The sequence below is a fragment of the Streptomyces sp. NPDC002403 genome (assembly GCF_053593015.1).
In genome coordinates this window covers 41,750-62,885 of record NZ_JBSFBQ010000046.1, presented here as the reverse complement: position 1 = coordinate 62,885, position 21,136 = coordinate 41,750, and the positions used below count along the sequence as shown (strand labels likewise).

The window sequence follows — 21,136 nt, the reverse complement described above, 5'->3', positions numbered from 1 at the left end:
GCTCGTCGAGCGGGAGCCGTGCTGCGGGGCACCGCCCGGATCGCCGTGCCGGGCGAACTCCGGCGTCGTCGCCGTCGCCTCAGGAACGGAACTCAGCAGGTCACTTCAGTCCGAAGGCCCGGGTGATCTCCTGGTCCACGCCCAGCCCGCCGGCCGCCTCGGCGTGCGCCTTGAGCGAGACGAACGAGCCGGCCTTCTTCGGGGTCTTGAACCGGGCGGTCCAGGAACCGGCCGCGTCCTTGCGGAGCTGCACCGCCTCCCAGGTCTCCCCGTCGTCGTAGCTGACCGACAGCGAGGCACCGGTGGCCTTCACCGCACCGTCCAGCCACTCCTGCGTACCGGAGGAGAGGCCCACCTCGGTCCACTGGCCGGCCCGCACGTCACCGGACAGGTCGGTGTCGATCCGGTAGTCCAGCTGGAGCATCGGGATGTCGGCCTGGAACGGGCCGTTCTCGTCCATGGCACCCGAGACGAAGTTCCACTCGGTGTGGGTGCGGGTGGACGTCCGCCACACGTCGCCGTCCCGGGCGGAGTCGAGCACGAAGCGGTACGGCAGCTTCTCGGGCGAGACGTCCCAGGCGAAGCCCGCCCGGCCCGCGGCCTTCTTGATCAGGGTGTCGCCCTGGTAGAAGGACGTGACGGTGGTGTCGTACTCGTCGTCCGGCATGGAGCCCGAGTGGCCCGCGCCCGAGTCCGTCCACGGGGTGAAGTTGTACTGGATGTCGTTGTAGACGGACCGGAACGGACCCCAGTAGCCGGTCCCCAGGCGTGGCCGGGTGATCGGCGCGAACCATTCGGCCGGGTAGGTGCGGCCGGCCGTGTAGTCCAGCTCGCCGCTGCGCATCTCCTGCGCGGTGCCGCTCCCGTCGGCGTTGAGGACCGAGTGGTTCTCGTACCAGAAGGAGGCGCCGGCGAGCGGGTTGACCCACTCCTCGCGGGTGCCGGGGAACTTCTCGTACTCCTCGAAGCCGATGCCCGGGCCGTAGTCCGGGATGTCGTAGCGGTAGCCGCCGCCGAGCACGTCCTTGTGGCCGTAGAAGGTGTTCTCCACCTTCGCCAGCTGACGGGCCGACGGGGCGTACTCCAGCGAGCGGTCCGGGACGACACCGTCGTGGCGGTCGACCAGGTCGTACACGTAGCGGGCGAACTTCCGCTGGGCGACCGTCACCTTCGAGCCGTGCCGGGCCACGTCGATCAGCTTCTCGCCCGCGAGGCGCTGGACCGAGGCGACCGGGACGCTGGTCTTGGTTCCGTAGGGGGCGTACGACTCCATCGCGACGCCATCGCCGTTGTTGACGACGAAGAGCGCCTCGGCGCCGGCGGCCACCGCGTTGGCGGCCCGGTCCTCGGGGGCGACCGCGTCGCTGCGGCGGATGACGACCGCCTTGCCCTTGACGTTCAGGCCCTTGTAGTCGGCCGCGGCGCCGTTGCCCGCGAAGACGGTGGCGAGCTTCTGCTTGCCGCTCTCCGCGACCGGGGAGCCGACCTGCGCGGTCACCGGGACATCACGGCCGCCGGCGGTCAGGTCGATCAGCTTCTCGCCCTGCCGCCAGCGGGTCAGGAAGGAGAAGCTGCCCTGGGTGACCTTCTTGGTGGGGGTGGCCCATAGCTGGTCGTACGTCAGCGGGATCTGGTAGGCGTCGCGCTGGACGGTGCCGTCGGGTGCGGTGCGAGCCATGTCGTAGCGCAGCTGCCTGGTCTCGGTCTCCTTCGGCGTCCGCACGGAGACCTTGCGGGCCTTGGACGCGTCGAGGGTGACCGTGGTGGACTTGTCGAGGACGACCTCGGGGGCCGCGAGGAAGGCCAGGGCCTTGGAGTCGGCGCGGTCACCGGCGACGTCCGCCGCCGCCCAGGTGGTGTAGTTGCCCGGCGGCAGCCGCAGCGTGGTCTCGCCCGGGACGGCGACGGGCTGCAGCTGCGGGTCGCCCAGCGCGCCGAGGACGACGGTGCCGTCCATCGGCTTGCCGTCGCGGTCGCGGAGCTTCAGCGTCAGGTCGTACAGCTCCTGCTCCTTGTTCAGGGCGAAGCCGGTGTGGGCGACGGTGGTGCCCGCCGCGTCCTTGGCGACGACCTGGCCGGAGAACCGGGTGTTGTTCGCGACCTTCGACGGGTCCAGCGAGAGCACGGCCTCGGCGGTGGAGCCGGCCGGGACGGTCAGCTGCTTCGTCGAGAGGGTGTAGGCCTCGGCGTGCGTGTCCGTGGCCAGGTCGAGCGTGACGTCCTTCGCCCCCGTGTTGCGGTAGGTGATGGTCCGCTCGGCGACCGGGTCGGACGGGGAGTGCGGCCAGTCGTACGAGGCGACCGCGACGGAGCCGGTGGCCTCGATCGTGGTGTCGACCGCCGCCTTCACGTCGAGCCGGCCGGTGCCCTGCTGGTACGGGGTGTAGTCCGGCAGTTCCTTGGACGAGCTCATCAGCGCGTCCTTGATCCGCTGGCCGGACCAGTCGGGGTGGCGCTGCTTCAGAATGGCGGCCGCGCCCGCGACATGCGGGGTCGCCATCGACGTACCGGACATCGACTGGTACATGCCGTCGATGCCCGGGACCGACTGCGAGGCGGCCGCGTTGATGTCCACGCCCGGTGCGGAGAGGTCGGGCTTCAGACCGTAGGACCTGACCAGCGGGCCCATCGAGGAGAAGGACGCGCGGTTGTCCTGCTTGTCGACGGCGGCGATGGTGAGCGCCTTCTGAGCCGACCCGGGCGAGCCGATGGTGCCCTCGCCGTAGGAGTTGCCCGCGGCGATCACGAACAGCGGACCGCCGTCGGCGGAGAGGGCGTCGACCGCCTGCGACATCGGGTCGGAGCCGTCGTCCGGGATGCTGGAGCCGAGGCTCATCGAGACGACGTCGGCGCCTTCGGCCTTCGCCCACTCCATGGCCTCGATGATGCCGGAGTCGGCACCGGAGCCCTCGTCGCTGAGCACCTTGCCGATGATCAGGTCCGCGCCCGGGGCGACGCCCTTGTTGACGCCTTCGGAGGCGGCGCCGGAGCCCGCGATCGTGGAGGCGACGTGCGTGCCGTGGCCGTTCCGGTCGACGACCTCCTCGCCCGGTACGAAGCTCTTGGTCTCCAGGATGCGGTCCTTGACGTCCGGGTGCGTGGCGTCGATACCGGTGTCCAGGACGGCGACCTTGGAGCCCTTGCCGTCGTATCCCTCGGCCCAGGCCTGCGGGGCGTTGACCTGGGGCACGGAGTCCTTGAGCGACGCCTCCGCCCGGCCGTCGAGCCAGAGCTTGGCGATGCCGGCGTCCAGCGAGCGGGCCTGGGGGGCGCCGGTGATGCCGTTCCAGAAGGTGCGGGCGGTGTCCTTGCCGGCCTTCAGCGCGGCGCCGTGGATGCTCTCCAGGGTGCGGACCTTCTTGGCGCCACGCGGGGCGGCGGGCAGCGAACGGCTCTTGCCCGCCGGGTAGGTGGCGATCAGCGGGATGCCGCCCGAGCTCCTGTCGTCGTACCCCATCCTGGCGAGGGCGGTGACATTGAACAGCCGGCGGTCCAGCTTCCCGGCCGCGAGCAGCGAGGTGGCCTCGTCGGGCAGTACGTAGATGTCGTCGCCGGCCTGCTGGACATGCACCCCGCCGGTCGCGCCGTCGGGGCGGTCCACGGTGACGGTGTCCTGCTTGCCGGCCCCGTCGGTGTAGTGCACGACATCGCCCGTGAGCAGGGTGATGTCGTACTCCTTGACGGGAGCGGCGGCCTGGTGGTCGGTGGGCCCGGGACGGGCCGGGGCGGCGGAGGCGAGGCCCGTCGCGGGAAGCAGTGCGCCGCTCACCAGGGCGACCGAGGTCGCTATGAGCAGGGCCCTGCGTCCCGCACGAGCGGGTCTCGCCCGGCCGGAGGCGGAGGAGGGAGTGAATGTCATGCAGATGATCTACCTGCAAAACCGTGGCTACGGTTGAGTTCGCACCTGGCGTGAAGCCGCCGTGGCGGCATTCCGCCCGCAGCGGTCACGGCCCGGGGACCGGTTCAGGCCACGGATGTGATCACGGCTGTCGGCGGCTCGCCCGCCTCGTGATGGATCGGGGTGTGCGCGCCCTTGAGCGGAACACCGCTGCCGCCGCGCCGGTCGGCGACGATCTCCGCGGCGATCGAGAGCGCGGTCTCCTCGGGGGTGCGGGCTCCGAGATCGAGGCCGATCGGCGAGTGCAGCCTGGCCAGTTCCAGCTCGGTGACGCCGACCTCGCGCAGCCGGTCGTTGCGCTCCAGATGGGTGCGGCGCGACCCCATCGCTCCGACGTACGCGACCGGCATCCTCAACGCCAGCTCCAGCAGCGGGACATCGAACTTGGCGTCGTGGGTGAGGACGCACAGGACGGTGCGCGCGTCGACCCCGGTCGCCGCGAGGTAGCGGTGCGGCCAGTCGACGACCAGCTCGTCGGCCTCGGGGAAGCGGTCCTTCGTGGCGAAGACCGGGCGGGCGTCGCACAAGGTCACGTGGTACCCGAGGAACTTGCCCGCGCGGACCAGTGCCGAGGCGAAGTCGATGGCCCCGAAGACGATCATCCGGGGCGGTGGGACGCTCGATTCGACGAGCAGGGTGAGGGGTTGTCCGCAGCGCGAGCCCTCGGCACCGATGGTGACGGAGCCGGTGCGGCCCGCGTCGAGCAAGGCGCGGGCGTCGGCGGCCGCGGTGCGGTCCAGTTCGGGGTGTCCGCCGAGCCCGCCCTCGTACGAGCCGTCGGGGTGGACGAGCAGGGGGCGCCCGAGGAGTTCCGCCGGCCCGTCGGTGATCCTGGCCAGGGCCGCCGCCGCCCCCCGCGCGGCGGCGGTGAGCGCGGCGGCGAACACCGGTCGTGCGGGGTCGTCCGCACGGACCGGTGTCACCAGGATGTCGATGACGCCGCCGCAGGTCAGCCCGACCGCGAAGGCGTCCTCGTCGCTGTAGCCGAACCGTTCGCGCACGGCGGTGCCGTCGTCCAGCGCCTGCTCGCACAGTTCGTAGACCGCGCCCTCCACACACCCGCCGGAGACCGATCCGATCGCCGTGCCGTCGCGGTCGACGGCGAGCGCGGCTCCGGGCTGCCGGGGCGCGCTGCCACCGACGGCCACGACGGTGGCCACGGCGAAGTCGCGTCCCTGCTCGACCCACCGGTCGAGCTCCTCGGCGATGTCCAGCATGGCGTCTCTCCTTCTACGGGTGTGCGGAGGGGCAGCGGTGTCGGCTCGGCCCTACTTGGCGCCGATCCAGCTCTCGATCGGGCTGAGCGCGAAGTACACGACGAACACGCCGGTCAGCACCCACATGAAGACGCCCACTTCGCGGAACTTGCCCTGCGCCGCCTTGATCGCGGCGAAGGAGATCACCCCGGCGCCGACCCCGGCGGTGATGGAGTACGTGAACGGCATCAGCGCCACGGTCAGGAAGACCGGTACGGCCACGGAGCGGTCGCTCCAGTCGACGTGCCGGGCGTTCTGCATCATCATCGCGCCGATGACGACCAGTGCGGCGGCGGCGATCGGGCCCGGCACGATCTGGGCGAGCGGGGTGAAGAAGAGTCCTGCGGCGAAGAGCACACCGGTGACGACGGAGGACAGACCGGTGCGGGCCCCCTCGCCGACGCCGGTCGCGGACTCGATGAAGACGGTCTGCCCGGACGCCCCGGAGACACCGCCGATCGCACCGCCCGCACCGTCGATGAACAGTGCCTTGGAGAGGCCGGGCATCCGGCCCTTGCTGTCGGCGAGTCCGGCCTCGGTGCCGACACCGATGATGGTCGCCATCGCGTCGAAGAAGCCGGCCAGCACCAGGGTGAAGACGATCATTCCCACGGTCATGACGCCGATGTCGCCCCAGCCGCCGAACTCGACATGGCCGAAGAGTCCGAAGTCGGGCATCGAGACCGCGCTGCCCTGGAGTTCGGGTGCGCTGCCGCCCCAGGCCTTGGGGCTGATGTCGGTGACCGCGTTGACGATGACGGCGAGGACCGTGCCGACGACGATGCCGATCAGGATCGCGCCGGGCACATTGCGGGCCTGGAGCATGAAGATGAGCAGCAGGGTGACGCAGAAGAGCAGTACGGGCCAGCCGGCGAGCTGTCCGCCGTTGCCGAGCGTGACGGGGGCGCCCTTGCCGACGAAACCGGCGTTGACCAGGCCGATCAGCGCGATGAACATGCCGATGCCGATGGTGATGCCGTGCTTCAGGGCCAGGGGTATGGCGTTCATGATGATCTCGCGCAGCCCGGTGACGACCAGCAGCACGATCACGGCGCCGTACATCACGCACATGCCCATGGCCTGCGGCCAGGTCATGTGGGGTGCCACCTGGGTGGCGAGCACGCCGGAGACGGAGAGTCCCGCGGCGAGGGCGAGGGGCACCTTGCCGATGAAGCCCATCAGCAGGGTCGAGACGGCGGCGGCCAGGGCGGTCGCCGTGATCAGCCCGGCGTGGCTGAGCCGGTGGCCCGCCGCGTCCGGCCCGGACAGCAGGAGCGGGTTGAGCAGGAGGATGTAACACATCGCCATGAAGGTGGTGATGCCGCCGCGCACTTCTCGTGCGACGGTGGAGCCACGGTCGGAGATGTGGAAGTACCGGTCGAGCCAGGATCTTCCGGCGGGGACGCGCGAGCCCGGGCCCGCGTCCTCCGCACTGGTCCTGGGCTCCACTGACTGCTGGGTCATGATGCCTGACTCCCAAGGTTCACAGGGGAACCCGCGATGAAGAATCGATATGCGGGATTTGGGATGACTGCGCTGGCGGCACGACCCGGGGGACGGCCCGAGGCGAACTGTTCATGCAGAGTGGAATGTGACGTGTGACGTGGTACATGTGCGGCGTCACCCGCACTGCTGCTGTCGCGGTACTGCGTAACCGCGGTACCGCGGTTCTCCGGGCGGTGCGGGCGGCGGAAGTGTGACGTTCCTGGGAGGCACGCGCCGCCCGGAGAGATCGGATGGAGCCGTGGCTCAGGTGCCGGTGAGGTGCTCGGGGCGCACCGGCGTCCGGTTGAGCTCCAGGCCCGTCGCGTTCCGGATCGCCGCGAGGACGGCCGGGGTCGACGACAGGGTGGGTGCCTCGCCGATGCCGCGGAGCCCGTACGGGGCGTGGTCGTCGGCGAGTTCGAGCACATCGACCGGGATGGTCGGGGTGTCGAGGATCGTGGGGAGCAGATAGTCCGTGAAGGAGGGGTTCCTGACCTTCGCGGTCCTGGGATCGACGACGATCTCCTCCATCACCGCGATGCCCATGCCCTGGATGGTGCCGCCCTGGATCTGGCCGACGACGGAGAGCGGGTTCAGCGCCTTGCCGACGTCCTGGGCGCAGGCCAGTTCGATGACCTTGACCAGGCCGAGTTCCGTGTCGACCTCGACGACCGCGCGGTGGGCGGCGAAGGAGTACTGGACATGGCCGTTGCCCTGTCCGGTGCGGAGGTCGAACGCCTCGGTGGGCCGGTGGCGCCACTCCAGCTCGATGTCGACCGCCTCGTCCTCCAGTACGTCGACCAGGTCGGCCAGCACCTCGCCGCCGTCGGTGACGACCTTGCCGCCCTCCAGGAGCAGTTCGGCGGTGGCCCACGCGGGGTGGTACGTGCCGAACTTGCGGCGGCCGATCTCCAGGACCTTCTCGCGGACGGCCTCGCAGGAGTGCTTCACGGCGCCGCCGGTGACGTAGGTCTGCCGGGACGCGGAGGTGGAGCCGGCCGAGCCGACCTGGGTGTCGGCCGGGTGGATGGTGACCTGGGCGACGCCGAGTTCGGTACGGGCGATCTGGGCGTGGACGGTGACACCGCCCTGCCCGACCTCCGCCATGGCGGTGTGCACGGTGGCGACGGGTTCGCCGGCGATGACCTCCATGCGCACCCGGGCGGTGGAGTAGTCGTCGAAGCCCTCGGAGAAGCCGACGTTCTTGAGGCCGACCGCGTAGCCGATGCCGCGTACGACGCCTTCGCCGTGGGTGGTGTTGGAGAGCCCGCCGGGCAGGGCCCGCACGTCGGCCTGTTCGCCGGCCACCTCCCACTGGCGCTCGGGCGGCAGCGGCATGTCCTTGACCCGGCGCAGCAGTTCGGCGACCGGTGCGGGCGAGTCGACGACCTGTCCGGTCGGCAGGAGGGTGCCCTGTTCCATGGCGTTGAGCTGCCTGAACTCGACCGGGTCCATGCCCAGTTCGGCGGCGAGCTTGTCCATCTGGGCCTCGTAGGCGAAGCAGGCCTGCACCGCTCCGAAGCCGCGCATGGCGCCGCACGGCGGGTTGTTGGTGTAGAGCGCGATGGCCTCGATGTCGACGTCGTCGATGACGTACGGGCCGACGGAGAGCGAGGAGGCGTTGCCGACGACGGCCGGGGAGGCGGAGGCGTAGGCCCCGCCGTCCAGCACGATGCGGCACTTCATGTGGGTCAGCTTGCCGTCACGGGTGGCGCCGTGCTCGTACCAGAGTTTCGCCGGGTGCCGGTGGACGTGGCCGAAGAAGGACTCGAACCGGTTGTAGACGATCTTGACCGGTTTGCCGGTGCGCAGGGCGAGCAGGCAGGCGTGGATCTGCATCGACAGGTCCTCGCGGCCGCCGAAGGCTCCGCCGACGCCGGAGAGCGTCATGCGGACCTTGTCCTCGGGCAGGCCCAGGACCGGGGCGATCTGGCGCAGGTCGGAGTGGAGCCACTGGGTGGCGACGTACAGGTCGACGCCGCCGTCCTCGGCGGGCACCGCCAGGCCGGACTCGGGGCCGAGGAAGGCCTGGTCCTGCATGCCGAAGACGTACTCGCCGCTGACGACGACATCGGCACGGGCCGCCGCCGCCTCCGCGTCGCCGCGGACGATGGGCTGGCGGTGGACGATGTTGGGGTGCGGTACGTGCCCGGCGTGGTGGTCGTCGCGCCCCTCGTGGATGAGGATCGCGTCGGGAGCGGTGGCGGAGGCCTCGTCGGTGATGACGGGGAGTTCGCGGTAGTCGATCCTGATCTTCGCGGCGGCGCGGCGGGCCGTCTCCGGGTGGTCGGCGGCGACCAGCGCCACCGGCTCGCCGTGGTGGCGGACCCTGCCGTGGGCGAGAACGGGGGTGTCCTGGATCTCCAGCCCGTAGTTCTTCACCGTGCTCGGCAGGTCGTCGTAGGTGAGTACGGCGTAGACGCCGGGCGTGGCGAGTGCCTCCGAGGTGTCGATGGAGACGATCTCGGCGTGCGCGACCGTGGAGCGAAGTGTGTGGCCCCAGAGCATGTCCTCGTGCCACATGTCGGAGGAGTACGCGAACTCGCCGGTGACCTTGAGGATGCCGTCGGGGCGGAGCGTGGACTCGCCGATACCGCCCTTGGTGCGGGTGCCCTGGTTGATGCTGGTGGGGTTGCCGGTTACGCCCATCGTCAGACCGTTTCTTCCGCGCGGGCGGCCGCGAGGCGGACCGCGTCGAGGATCTTCTCGTAGCCGGTGCAGCGGCAGAGGTTGCCGGAGAGCGCCTCGCGGATGTCCGCGTCGGACGGTTCCGGGTTGCGCTCCAGCAGCTCGTCGGCGGCGACCAGCAGGCCGGGGGTGCAGAAGCCGCACTGGACGGCTCCGGCGTCGATGAACGCCTGCTGGATCGGGGAGAGTTCACCGGTTTCCCGGCTCTCCTCGCCGGACGGCGCGGCCTCCCACCGCCGGGCCCTGTCGAGCGCCGTGCCGCACGCGCCGGAGGCGCAGCCGCTGCCCGGGTGCTGCTCGGCGCGGTGGGCGGCGAAGTCCGCGAGGCCCTCCACCGTGACGACCTCGCGCCCCTCCACCTGACCCGCCGCGACCAGGCAGGAGCAGACCGGCACACCGTCCAGGCGGACCGTGCAGGAGCCGCACTCGCCCTGCTCGCAGGCATTCTTCGAGCCGGGCAGGCCCATCCGCTCGCGCAGCACGTAGAGGAGGGACTCGCCCTCCCAGACGTCGTCCGCCTCGTGCCTGCGGCCGTTGACCGTGAAATTGACGCGCATGATCAGGCAGCTCCTTCGGTGCTGCGGCCGTTGCCGCGGTACGACTCCCAGGTCCAGCCGAGGGTGCGGCGGGCCATGATCCCGACCGCGTGCCGGCGATAGCTCGCGGTGCCGCGCACATCGTCGATCGGGTTGCAGGCACCGGCGGCGAGCGCGGCGAACTGCTTGGCGATGGACGGGGTGATGATCGTGCGGCTGTCCCAGAAGCCGCCCTCTTCGAGCGCGGCGTTCAGGAATTCCTCGGCCTCCTTCGCCCGTACGGGCGTAGGGGCGGCCGAACCGATGCCGGTGCGCACCGTGCGGGTCTCGGGGTGCAGGGCCAGGCCGAAGGCGCAGACGGCGATGACCATCGCGTTGCGGGTACCGACCTTGGAGTACTGCTGGGGCCCGTCGGCCTTCTTGATGTGCACGGCCCGGATCAGCTCGTCCGGTTCGAGGGCGTTGCGCTTGACGCCGGTGTAGAAGGCGTCGATCGGGATCATCCTGGTTCCGCGTACGGATTCGGCCTCGACCTCGGCGCCCGCGGCGAGCAGGGCCGGGTGGGCGTCGCCGGCGGGCGAGGCGGTGCCCAGGTTGCCGCCGACGCCGCCGCGGTTGCGGATCTGGGGCGAGGCGACGGTGTGCGAGGCGAGCGCCAGTCCGGGCAGCTCGGCCCGCAGGTGCTCCATGATGTGGCTGTACGGGACGGAGGCGCCGAGCCGTACGTTCTCCTGGCCCACCTCCCACTCGGTCAGCTCTCCGATGCGGTTCAGGTCCAGGAGGTACTCGGGCCGCCGGTGGTCGAAGTTGATCTCGACCATCACATCGGTGCCACCCGCGATGGGCACAGCCGTCGGGTGCTCGGCCTTGGCGGCGAGCGCCTCCTCCCAGCTGGCGGGGCGAAGGAAGTCCATGAGTGGCTCTCTTCTTCTCAATCGGGTCGTTCACTGGGGGGCGGGGTGCGGCCGGCCCTCGGCTTGGCGTTCATATGTTGTTAACGCGGTGTGGGGCCAAGTACACAAGCCGTGCTCCACCCGGTGCAGTCACCGAAACCATGAAGGAGTTGGCTGGTCGATCTCCTCGTCTTGTAGATTCGAACGAATGGCGGGGATCAGTAACCTCACCGCAATACCCAGTTTTCACCCGCACCAACGAAAGAGATCGGCGGCGACGAGATGCGGCTGCGCGCACTGCTGGAGACCGACGCGCTGGGCCTGCGGCTGCTCGGCGGCGAGGACGAGCTGGACCGTTCGGTCCGTGGCGTGATGACCACCGACCTGCGGGATCCCAGCCGCTACCTGTCGGGGGGCGAGCTGGTCCTGACGGGGCTGGCCTGGCGCCGGGACGCGGCGGACTCGGAGCCGTTCGTACGGATCCTGGCGGGGGCCGGCGTCGCCGGGCTCGCGGCGGGCGAGGCGGAGCTCGGGGACATCCCCGGCGATCTGGTGGAGGCCTGCGCGCACCACCGGCTGCCGCTCTTCGCCGTCCATGAGACCGTCGCGTTCGCAACGATCACCGAGCATGTGGTGCGCCAGGTGTCCGGTGAGCGGGCGGGTGACCTGGCCGCGGTCGTGGACCGGCACCGCAGGCTGATGACCTCCGGCCCGACGGGCGGCGGTCCTGAGGTGGTCCTGGATCTGCTCGGATCCGACCTGGACCTGCACGCCTGGGTGCTCTCCCCCACCGGCCGGCAGATCGCGGGCGCCGGTGAAACGTCACTGCCCGGACCGGTCGGCGCCACGCTGGCCGGTCACCATCTGGCCGCCACCCGCACCGGCCGCCGGGCCCCGCACCGGGCCACGGTCGAGGGCACCACGTATTCGCTCTTCCCGATCCGGAACACCGGCCGCGGCGCCGTTCCGGCCTCCCGCGACGTCCGCGAGTCGGTGCTCTCCGACTGGCTGCTCGCGGTCGAGGCGGACGCGGGCGACTGGCCACCGGCCCGGCTGGACCTGCTCCAGGGCGTCACCCAACTGATCGCCGTCGAACGGGACCGGCGCGACGCGGCCCGTACGGTACGCCGCAGGCTCGCCCAGGAGGTCCTGGAACTGGTCCAGACGGGGGCCCCGCCGGCCGAGATCGCCGCCAGGCTGCGGGTCGCGGCCCCGGTACTGCTGCCGGGCCTCGGGACGGCGCCGCACTGGCAGGTCGTGGTGGCGCGGGTCGAGTGGGGCGGCGCGGAGGGCCAGTCCGCCTCCGCCGTCCCGGGCGGCCCGGTCGCCCAGGCGCTGCTGGAGGAGATCCTGGTCGACCCCGCGGTCACCGGTCCCGACACGGCGGACCGGATCGCGGTCGCCCACACGGGCGAGGAGGCCGTCGCCCTCGTACCGCTGCCCGCCGTCCCCGCGCCCGCGCAGGACCGGGGCACCGGTGGGGACGACGCGCACGCCGACGCGCACGACGATCCCGCGCTCCATGCCGATGTGCTGCTCGCCGCCGTCCGCGAGCCGCTCTCCGCGGGCCTCGCCGACGACGGCCGGCTGACACTCGGTGTCAGCGCGGCCGTCCATTCGCCCGAGGGACTGCGCGGCGCCCTGGAGGAGGCCCGGCATGCCCGCCGGGTGGCGGCGGCCCGCCCCGGCCGGGTCTGCGCGGCCGGGCACCACGAGCTGGCCTCGCACGTGCTGCTGCTGCCGTTCGTACCGGACGACGTGCGCCGCGCGTTCACCGCACGCCTGCTCGACCCGCTCCGCGACTACGACCGGCGCCACCGCGCGGAGCTGATCCCGACCCTGGAGGCGTTCCTGGACTGCGACGGTTCCTGGACCCGCTGCGCGACCCGGCTCCACCTGCACGTCAACACGCTGCGCTACCGGGTCGGGCGAATCGAGCAGTTGACGGGACGTGACCTTTCGCGTCTGGAGGACAAGCTCGATTTCTTCCTCGCCCTGCGTATGAGCTGATTCCCCGGCCCTGTCACGGCCGTTGGCCGCCCCGGCGGTTTGTGAAATCTTTCACCTGAGATGGAACGACCCCTTGGCCCGGCGTGCCGATCCGTGCTGAGATGCCGCCAGACTCAACAGCTCGATGGCGCGCTCGGGGAGGGCAATGTGGCGCATACCGCCATGTCTGGTTCCGGAACGACAGCCGATGACGATCCGCCGCTCCAGACAGCGGTATGGCGGCTGCGGTCACGTGCCTGCTGGACGGATGCCGCGGCGCTGCTCGAACCCGGCGCCGCCACCGATCCGGCCGCGGCGCTCCAGCGGACCGCCCTGCTGACCGAGCGGTGCCTGTACACCGGGAAGGGGTGGACCGACGCCGAGGACGCGTTGCGCACCGCGGAGGCGCTGGCCCACGACGACGACGAACGCGGCGCGGCCGCCTGTGAACGCGGCCATCTGGCGTACGCGTCGACACTCCTGGGGGTACGCGACCGGGCCGACGAGGCCAGTGTCGCGCTGAGCCGGGCCGCCGCGCTGCTCGCCCCGGCCGCGCCGGGCCGCCCGCTGCTGGACTTCCGGCGGGGCCTGATCGCGCAGAACATCGCGGACTCGCCGCAGGCCGCGCGCGCCGCGTACCGGCGGGCCCACGCCGGGGCCACCGCCCAGGGCGACGCACTGCTGCTCTCCTCGACCTGGCGTCATCTCGCCCTGCTGGCCCTGCGCGAGGGCGAACTGGCGGAGGCCCGGCACGGCTTCGCGGAGTCCTTGCGGATAAGGGAGGAGCTGGGCTACCTGATCGGTACGGCCCCGGCCCTCATCGCCCTCGCGGACTCCGAACCGGAGCCCGAGCTCGCGACCCGGCTGCGCGCCGAGGCGGGGCGGCTGTTCCGGCTGCTCGGGGGCGTGCCGACGTGGCTGGCGCCGCATCTGGACCCGCCTCCGGCGGAGACCGCCGAGGCGAACTGAGGGCGGGCGCCGCCGCCGGTCAGCCCTCGGCGCCGGTGAAGTGTTCCCGTACGAGCGACTGCACGACGGCCAGGTCCTGGGCGATCAGGGCGTCGAGCAGCGCGGTGTGCTCGGCCGCGTCGGCGAGGAGGTCGGCGCGGCGGGTGGCGGGGTTGCTCTCCAGCGGCCACTGGGAGCGGCGGTGCAGATCGGAGGCGACCTGCACCAGCTGCTCGTTCCCGCAGAGCGCGAGGACCGCGCCGTGGAAGGCCCGGTCGGACTCGGCGTAGCTCGCCCGGTCGCCCACGGCCGCGGCGGCCACCGTGGCCTCGGCCAGCGGGCGCAGGGCGCACCAGGTGCCGGGCGGGACGGTGCGGGCCAGCCGCAGCATCACGGGGACCTCGATCAGGGCCCGTACCTCGGCCAGCTCGGCGAGCTCGCGCGGGCCGCGCTCGGCCACCCGGAACCCCCGGTTCGGTACGACCTCGACGGCGCCCTCGATGGCCAGCTGCTGCATCGCCTCGCGCACCGGCGTGGCGGAGACCCCGAACCGGGCGCCGAGGGCCGGGGCCGAATAGACCTGGCCCGGAGCCAGCCGTCCGTCGACCAGGGCGGCGCGCAGTGCCTCCAGGATCTGGCCGCGCACGGAGTGCCGCCGCACCGCCGGCCGGGGGGCGGAGGGCTCGCCATGGGTGTGCTCGCCCCGCGCCTGTTCGGGCACCCGGGCGACCGCCGGGGCGGTCGCGGGCGCGGCGGTCCCGTACCCCTCACGCGCTCTGCCCTGCTCCACCCGGACCTCCTCGGCCTGCCGTGGGCGCGGCTCGCGCGTGCCATGCCCTTTGTGCACGATAGGCGCAGGAGGCCGCAGTTCAAACATCGATCCGGTCGGGTAAGGTAAGGCTAACCTGCAAACGGTCGCGATTCGGTGGTCCCTGCATGACACTTCCCGCCCTGCTCCCCGACACCACGGCGTCCGCCGTGACGGACGCCTACGCACGCCTGGCCGAGGTCTTTCCCGGGCTGCGCGCGCAGGTGCTGGCCGACGGCGAGAGCGCCCCCGGCGGCGCCGGCTGGGTGGGTGCGGAGGAGCTCGCGGCGGGCGGCGCCGCGCTCGACGCCTTTCTCTCCTGGGACCACGCCCAGGTGGTGCGGGACTACGGGCAGGAGCCCCGCCCCGACGTGGTCGCCAGTTTCGGGCTGCACCGCTACGCCTGGCCCGCCTGCCTGCTGGTGACGGTGCCCTGGTTCCTGCACCGGCGGGTGCCCCGGATTCCCGTCGGGGACGTGGCGTTCCAGCGGGCGCTGGGCCATCTGACCCTCCGGGTGAGGGAGTTCGCCTGCCTGCCGGACGACCCGGCGGCCGTGCTGCCGGGTGCCCGCGTGGTGCCCGACGAGGCGGCGCTGCGGGCCGAGGTGCTCGCGGCGGTGGCCGACCACATCGGCCCGGTGCTCGACGGCTTCGGCCCCCGGATGCGGCGCGGCAGGCGCGCGCTGTGGGGCATGGCGACGGACGAGATCGTCGAGGGGCTCTGGTACATCGCCCATCTGCTGGGCGAGGAGCGGCGGGCGATGGCCGAGCTGGAGGCGCTCCTGCCGGGCACCACGAAGCCGTACGTCGGCTCCGCGGGCTTCCGCGATCTGACCGGGCCCAACGGCGAATCGCTGCCCACCCGCGACCGGGCGAGCTGCTGCCTCTTCTACACTCTGCGCCCCGAGGACACCTGCGTCACCTGCCCGCGTACCTGTGATGCCGACCGGGTACGGAAGCTGACGCCCGCTCACTGATCAACACCACTCGCGCGAGTAGTACAATTCGAACGCAACTCATCGGACGCGCACGGGCATTCGATCCGATCCCGGTCATCCGTGCGTCGTGCCGACCCATTGGCGTTCTCTTGTCCCGAAACCCCCTGTGCATGATGGGGTTTCGGCAATCATGGCGCCCGAAATGCCCTACGCAATGCAAGGGACCGCGCATGAGACTGACCGACATATCGCTGAATTGGCTGCTTCCGGGCGCCGTGCTGCTCGTGGGAGTCCTGGCGGCGGTGGCGGTGGTCGCGCGCGGCAAGCGCGCAGCTGACACATCCGCGGCCGAGGACAGCTGGGAACGCAGCGAGGAACGCCGCAGACGCAAGGAAGCCCTGTACGCCACCGCTTCCTACGTCCTGCTGTTCTGCTGCGCGGCGGTCGCCGCCGCACTCTCCTTCCACGGGCTCGTCGGCTTCGGCGAGCAGAACCTCGGCCTCTCCGGGGGCTGGGAGTACCTCGTTCCCTTCGGCCTCGACGGCGCGGCCATGTTCTGTTCCGTGCTCGCGGTGCGGGAGGCCAGCCACGGTGACGCGGCGCTCGGCTCGCGCCTGCTCGTGTGGACGTTCGCCGGTGCCGCCGCCTGGTTCAACTGGGTGCACGCGCCGCGCGGCATCGACCACGCGGGCGCCCCGCACTTCTTCGCGGGGATGTCGCTCTCGGCGGCCGTGCTCTTCGACCGGGCCCTGAAGCAGACCCGCCGGGCCGCGCTGCGCGAGCAGGGCCTGGTGCCCCGCCCGCTGCCGCAGATCCGGATCGTACGGTGGCTGCGCGCCCCCCGGGAGACCTTCGGCGCCTGGTCGCTGATGCTGCTGGAAGGCGTGCGCACGCTGGACGAGGCCGTCGAGGAGGTACGTGAGGACAGGCGGGAGAAGGAGCAGAACCGTCTCCGCAGGAAGGACCAGGAGAAGCTGGACCGGGCCCACATCAAGGCCCTGAACCGGCAGAACCGGGCCTGGCGCCGGGTCGGCCGCGGCGGCACCCAGGTGGACGTCCAGGCCATCGCCCCCACGGCGGGCTCCGCGTCCGTCGTGGAGCCCGCCATATCCGAGCCGGGACAACTGCCGTTGCGCCCCCGGCCATCCCTGCAAGCCGTGACGGGTCCGAGCACCGGCTCTCCGGTTCTGAACCCGGCTGACCCGGTCACCGTCGACCTCACCGCCGAGGACGACACCCAGGCACTGCCCCGGCTCGATTCGCTGGAGCGGAAACTGAAGGATCTGGAGCAGCAGTTCGGCTGATCCGCAGCCACAGGCCCTGACGGCCCGGTCACTTCCGGTCCGTCAGGGCCTTTCGCCGTCCAGCTCGAACCAGACGACCTTGCCCGGTGCATGGGCGTCGACTCCCCAGGCGTCCGCGAGACTCCGCACCAGGAACAGCCCCCGGCCGTGCGTACCGTCGTCGGCGTCCGGTACGTACGACAGGGGCAGACCGGACACGAAGTCCCGTACCTCCACCCGCAGTCCGGCGGGCGCCACGCTCGCCGTGACGACCGCGCCGTGTCCCGTGTGGATCAGTGCGTTGGTCACCAGCTCGCTCAGCAGGAGCTCGGCCACCTCGGCCGGCTCGTCCTGCCACCGGTGGCGCAGGAAATCCCGTAACGCACCGCGCACTTCGCTCACGGCCGCCAGATCGGTGCGGGCCAGCCTGCGGTGCAGCCGGACCGGCTGCCGCTCCTTCGCCCCCGGCTGGTGCGAGCCCTCGCCCTCCATGGAATCGGCATCTCCCTGACGTTGCATCGTCTCCCCCGCCCGCACAGTGAATCGCCCCCTGCTGGTCGTCCCGTTTTCCGTGTCGTCGGCTTCTCGTCGAACTCCTTCGCGGAACACGTTCACCGGATGCATGCCCCGCAGACGGGCCGTCACGCTTGTCGATTCATCAATAAGTGAACAGGCAACCGGAATCGCCCCGAAGGCTGCCGGACATCTGCTCGACACATTCCCTCCCCTCGGGTTAACTTCCAAAAAATTCACATCGGTTGGCGTTGACGGGACCGTATCTACGCGCGTCATCATGGTGGCTATGCGAATCCCCCCACGGATCACCACGCTCGGTGGCACAGCCGCCCTCCTGTCCGTCCTCCTCGTCGGAGCCCCGGCCACCGCGGCCACCGCCCCGACCGGATCCACCGCCTCCGCCCCCATATCCATCACGTCGGTCGGCAGCGTCTGCTACTCGGCGCTGCCCTCCCAGGCGCACGACACCCTCGACCTCATCGACGCGGGCGGCCCGTTCCCGTACTCGCAGGACGGCGTCGTCTTCCAGAACCGTGAAGGCGTCCTGCCCAGCCGGAGCACCGGCTACTACCACGAGTACACGGTCATCACCCCCGGCTCCCCGACCCGCGGCGCGCGACGGATCGTGACGGGCGAGGGGACGCAGGAGGACTACTACACCGGCGACCACTACGCCACCTTCGACCTGATCGACCAGGGCTGCTGAAGCCCGGCTCCTCCGGACCGATCCGCGCCGCAGCCCCCCACCTGCGGCGCGGATCACGGACCGGCGGAGCGGGCGGCCCGTACGTTCCACCACTTGTACCCTCCCTTCCATGACCGTGACCTATGTGATCGACGGCTCCCGGGTCACCGGCCTGGAGCAGTTCTGGAAAGTGATCGGCGAGGCCGTGAACGGCCCGGGTGGATATTTCGGCCGTAATTCCGACTCGCTCGCGGACTGCCTGCACGGCGGGATGGGCACTCCGGACGACGGCGACTTCGTATTCGAGTGGCGGGACCACGCGGCCTCCGCACGGGCCCTGGGCCACGAGGAGACGGCCCGGCAACTGCGGCGGATCCTGGACCGGGCCCATCCCAGCAACCGGGCGGCGCTCCGCCACCGGCTCGACGAGGCCCTCGCGGGCCGCGGACCGACGCTCTTCGACCAGCTCGTGGAGATCCTGCGGAACGACGGGCCGGGCACCCTGCGGCTGTTGTGAGCTGCGGGCCGTGGCCGGCGGACCCGGAGGAGAGGGACAGCACCGGTCGGCCGAGCGGGGTCACCACTCGGCCGACCGATACCGTGGGGGTCGCAGGGATCAGAACTCGGTGGTGACCTTGGCTCCGTCGAACGCCTCGGTGCCGTAGAGGCTGATGAAGTGGTAGCCCGGCGCCGGGTTGTTGACGGTCAGGGTGTGCTCGTTGCCCGCGCCGACGGACTTGTCGGTGTAGACCTTGGTGGTCGCCCACTCCTGCGAGCTGTAGTAGAGATCGGCGTCACCCGTGCCGCCGGAGGCGGTGATCTTCAGCTGGGTGGTGCCGGCCGGGATGAGGACGGCCAGATAGGCGTAGTCGCCCTTGACGGCCTTCAGCCCGCTGCGCATGCAGTTCCGGCCCAGCATCCTGGTGTCTGCGTCCTTGCACTCGGTGATCTCACCGGGCGGGTTGGTGGACCCGCCGCCGCAGGCACCGGCCGCGCAGGCGGCCAGCCAGGTGTTCCAGTCGGCGTCGTAACGGCTGCCGATGGTCGACGTGAGCAGGGTGCGGGCGCCGTCCCAGTCGCCCTTGCGGTAGAGGCCGAGCAGGGTGTCGACGTCGGAGCGGTGGGATTCGAGCATGTAACGGACGGCCAGGTAGCCCCAGTTGTAGACGCGGGTCTGGTCGGCGTTGTCGTAGGTGGTGTCGAACAGGGTGCTCAGGGGGTAGGTGCGGTTGGCGGCCTGGGCGATGGCGTCGTCGTAGGCGACCTTGCGGTACGAGTACGAGACGAACTCCGCGAAGCCCTCCACCCACCAGACGGTCGGGGTGGTCATTCCGGCGGCGAAGTCGCCGTACATGTCGAAGCGGCCGTCGAGGTAGTGCGTGTACTCGTGGTTGAGGTTCCAGATCTGGAAGTCGGGGCGGGCCCACTCGGCCTCGTAGGCGATGAACCGGGGCTGGTTGCCCACGGCCTTGGGGTCGCCCTCCAGGTACATGCCGCCGTTGTTGGTGTCGATGCCGAAGATCACTCCGGCGTAGGTCTGGTAGTCGGTGCTGGAGTCGAAGGCCACGACCTCGATGGTCTTGTTGTTGTCGTCGGCGACCGCCCCGTTGTCCCGGGCCACCTCGTGGAAGTAGGCGTCCTGGTTGCGCAGGCTGGTACAGCTGGCTTCGAGTTCCTCCGCGGTCATGTCCTGCGCCCGGATGGTGATGCTGTCGCTACAGGTGTGCCTCACCGGCAGGACGGCCTTCTCAAGACGCTCCGCGAGGTCACAGGCGCCGTAGGCCGCGCAGTTGTCCTTGTCGTAGGCGTCGACCATCTTGGCCAGATTGACCCAGAGCGGGGCGGTGGGGCCGTCGATGGAGCTCTTGCCCATCAGGTCGATCGCGAGCGGGCTCGCCTTGGCGCGCAGCGAGTCCTCCTTGAGGAAGCGGCCGAGTTCGAGTCCCGCGTTGGAGGCCAGGAACGACTGCTGGGTGCCCAGCAGGTCGAGGTGGTTCGCGGCGAAGTCGCGCAGGGAGTTCAGCACGCTGGGATCTGCCTCGATGGCGCTGATGAACTCGGGCACCTGGTGACCGCGGAACATGACCGTGTACACGCTGTTCACGGCGTTGACCATGTACCAGGAGCTGTTGTACGAGGAGTCGTAGCCGGCCAGCATCCGCTTGACGATGTTCAGGTAGCGGGCGTTCTGCTCGGCGCTGTCGATCAGGATGATCGCCTCGGACAGGCTCTCGCCGTTGGCGTCGGTGACGTCGAAGGCGTGCGAGGAGCCGAAGAAGCCGTCGAGCGCGCCCTGGATGGCCGTGCGCAGGCGCGGCCCGTACTGTCCGACGGTGTCGGGGTCGTAGTACTGCACGTAGTAGCCGGCCCGGAGGAAGAGGACCAGCTGGGGCATGCCGGTGCTGCTGTCACCGGGGTAGGAGGCCGACGCGTCGCGCATGGCATCGGCGATGGTGACCATCTGGTCCTCGCGGAAGGCGTTGTAGCCGTCCTGGCCCTTGAGACGGAACAGCGTGTTGACGCAGTCGGTGGTCGCCGCCTTGACCTTCTCGACCAGGGCGCTTCCGGTGTTGTTGGTGAAATCGGTGGTGTTGCACTCGGCCGCGGCCGTGCCGAGCTTCTTGGCGCGGCGCTTCTCCGCCTTCATCGAAGGTGCCGGGTGGCTCGGAAGCGCGGTGGCCTGGTCGTCGTAGTCCCGCTTGAGCGCGTCCTTGGACGCGGACAGTGGCGGCCGGTCGGCGGCCTTGAGCGGCTTGCGTTCGACGTGAGCGGCATCGTCGGCGGGTGCCGTCAGCGCCTCGGCGGTGGGGCCGCCGAGGTCCTGGGTCCGGATTCCCGCCTGCTCCTGGGCGGCGCCCGAGGAGTGGGTGGCCGACGCGGCGGGGCGCTGCTCGACGGCCTGGCTCGGTGCCGTGAACAGGCCCACGCCGAGGCATGCTGCCAGGACCACAGTGGACAATCCGGTTATTCTCTGTCGAACCATCAGGTTCTTCACGTGCCGCCTCCCAGCGGAGTGGTGACCGCGCGACAGGGCGCGGTTGTGGGGGAATGCAAGAGGCCGGTGGCGGACCGGGCCTGAACTGCACTCACGTCCTGACATGAGCACGGTTCCGTTCCTCTTGCGCGCTGTACAATGGCACATGTCACATGTTCTTTGGAACCCCTCTCGCGCACATTCATCCGCGCGACAACTTCTCGTCGCAGTACGGGATA

The 21,136-nt window shown here is 70.9% G+C and carries 15 protein-coding genes; 6 read left to right on the top strand and 9 right to left on the bottom strand.

The window, feature by feature from the left end:
* Positions 1-100: 100 nt before the first annotated feature.
* The 6 genes from ACWCPY_RS33840 to ACWCPY_RS33815 all read right to left on the bottom strand — a co-directional run bounded on the left by ACWCPY_RS33840 (position 101) and on the right by ACWCPY_RS33815 (position 10,777).
* On the bottom strand, positions 101-3,859 hold the full coding sequence (locus ACWCPY_RS33840; protein WP_451271490.1) for a S8 family serine peptidase: 3,759 nt from the start codon (positions 3,857-3,859) through the stop codon (positions 101-103).
* A 104-nt stretch (positions 3,860-3,963) separates the two neighbouring features.
* Complete coding sequence (locus tag ACWCPY_RS33835) at positions 3,964-5,115, bottom strand: XdhC family protein (protein WP_451271489.1); 1,152 nt, start codon at positions 5,113-5,115, stop codon at positions 3,964-3,966.
* A 51-nt stretch (positions 5,116-5,166) separates the two neighbouring features.
* A complete protein-coding gene (locus tag ACWCPY_RS33830; RefSeq protein ID WP_451271487.1) occupies positions 5,167-6,618 on the bottom strand; it encodes an NCS2 family permease in 1,452 nt (483 codons plus the stop codon).
* A gap of 285 nt (positions 6,619-6,903) precedes the next feature.
* Positions 6,904-9,288 (bottom strand): xanthine dehydrogenase family protein molybdopterin-binding subunit, encoded by a 2,385-nt coding sequence (locus ACWCPY_RS33825; protein WP_451271485.1) that lies wholly within the window; start codon positions 9,286-9,288, stop codon positions 6,904-6,906.
* 2 nt (positions 9,289-9,290) lie between these two features.
* On the bottom strand, positions 9,291-9,884 hold the full coding sequence (locus tag ACWCPY_RS33820) for a (2Fe-2S)-binding protein (protein ID WP_329819763.1): 594 nt from the start codon (positions 9,882-9,884) through the stop codon (positions 9,291-9,293).
* 2 nt (positions 9,885-9,886) lie between these two features.
* Positions 9,887-10,777, bottom strand: coding sequence for an FAD binding domain-containing protein (locus ACWCPY_RS33815; protein WP_326768543.1), 891 nt, complete (start codon positions 10,775-10,777; stop codon positions 9,887-9,889).
* A 261-nt stretch (positions 10,778-11,038) separates the two neighbouring features.
* On the opposite strand from ACWCPY_RS33815, the gene ACWCPY_RS33810 reads away from it, so the two are divergent.
* Both ACWCPY_RS33810 and ACWCPY_RS33805 read left to right on the top strand, forming a co-directional pair.
* Positions 11,039-12,766: a PucR family transcriptional regulator gene (locus tag ACWCPY_RS33810; RefSeq protein ID WP_451271483.1), complete on the top strand. Its 1,728-nt coding sequence runs from the start codon at positions 11,039-11,041 to the stop codon at positions 12,764-12,766.
* 162 nt (positions 12,767-12,928) lie between these two features.
* Positions 12,929-13,714: a hypothetical protein gene (locus ACWCPY_RS33805; RefSeq protein ID WP_451271481.1), complete on the top strand. Its 786-nt coding sequence runs from the start codon at positions 12,929-12,931 to the stop codon at positions 13,712-13,714.
* Positions 13,715-13,733: 19 nt separating this feature from the next.
* Here the strand turns inward: ACWCPY_RS33805 and ACWCPY_RS33800 are convergent, their stop codons facing one another.
* A complete protein-coding gene (locus ACWCPY_RS33800) occupies positions 13,734-14,483 on the bottom strand; it encodes a GntR family transcriptional regulator (protein ID WP_451271479.1) in 750 nt (249 codons plus the stop codon).
* Between the two features lie 146 nt (positions 14,484-14,629).
* Here ACWCPY_RS33800 and ACWCPY_RS33795 point away from each other — a divergent pair, with 146 nt between their 5' ends.
* Complete coding sequence (locus tag ACWCPY_RS33795; protein WP_451271477.1) at positions 14,630-15,478, top strand: (2Fe-2S)-binding protein; 849 nt, start codon at positions 14,630-14,632, stop codon at positions 15,476-15,478.
* Between the two features lie 191 nt (positions 15,479-15,669).
* Positions 15,670-16,743: a DUF2637 domain-containing protein gene (locus ACWCPY_RS33790; RefSeq protein ID WP_451271475.1), complete on the top strand. Its 1,074-nt coding sequence runs from the start codon at positions 15,670-15,672 to the stop codon at positions 16,741-16,743.
* A gap of 42 nt (positions 16,744-16,785) precedes the next feature.
* On the opposite strand, the gene ACWCPY_RS33785 is transcribed toward ACWCPY_RS33790, so the two are convergent.
* The gene (locus ACWCPY_RS33785; RefSeq protein ID WP_451271494.1) at positions 16,786-17,214 is read right to left on the bottom strand and encodes an ATP-binding protein; all 429 of its coding nucleotides are present in this window, start codon (positions 17,212-17,214) and stop codon (positions 16,786-16,788) included.
* A gap of 310 nt (positions 17,215-17,524) precedes the next feature.
* On the opposite strand from ACWCPY_RS33785, the gene ACWCPY_RS33780 reads away from it, so the two are divergent.
* Together ACWCPY_RS33780 and ACWCPY_RS33775 are read left to right on the top strand one after the other, a co-directional pair.
* Positions 17,525-17,944, top strand: coding sequence for a ribonuclease domain-containing protein (locus tag ACWCPY_RS33780; RefSeq protein WP_451271473.1), 420 nt, complete (start codon positions 17,525-17,527; stop codon positions 17,942-17,944).
* Between the two features lie 109 nt (positions 17,945-18,053).
* Entirely contained in the window at positions 18,054-18,440 is a 387-nt protein-coding gene (locus tag ACWCPY_RS33775; protein ID WP_451271471.1) for a barstar family protein, read from the top strand.
* Positions 18,441-18,539: 99 nt separating this feature from the next.
* On the opposite strand, the gene ACWCPY_RS33770 is transcribed toward ACWCPY_RS33775, so the two are convergent.
* Positions 18,540-20,918, bottom strand: a complete 2,379-nt coding sequence (locus ACWCPY_RS33770; protein ID WP_451271469.1) for a M9 family metallopeptidase — start codon at positions 20,916-20,918, stop codon at positions 18,540-18,542.
* Positions 20,919-21,136: the final 218 nt, after the last annotated feature.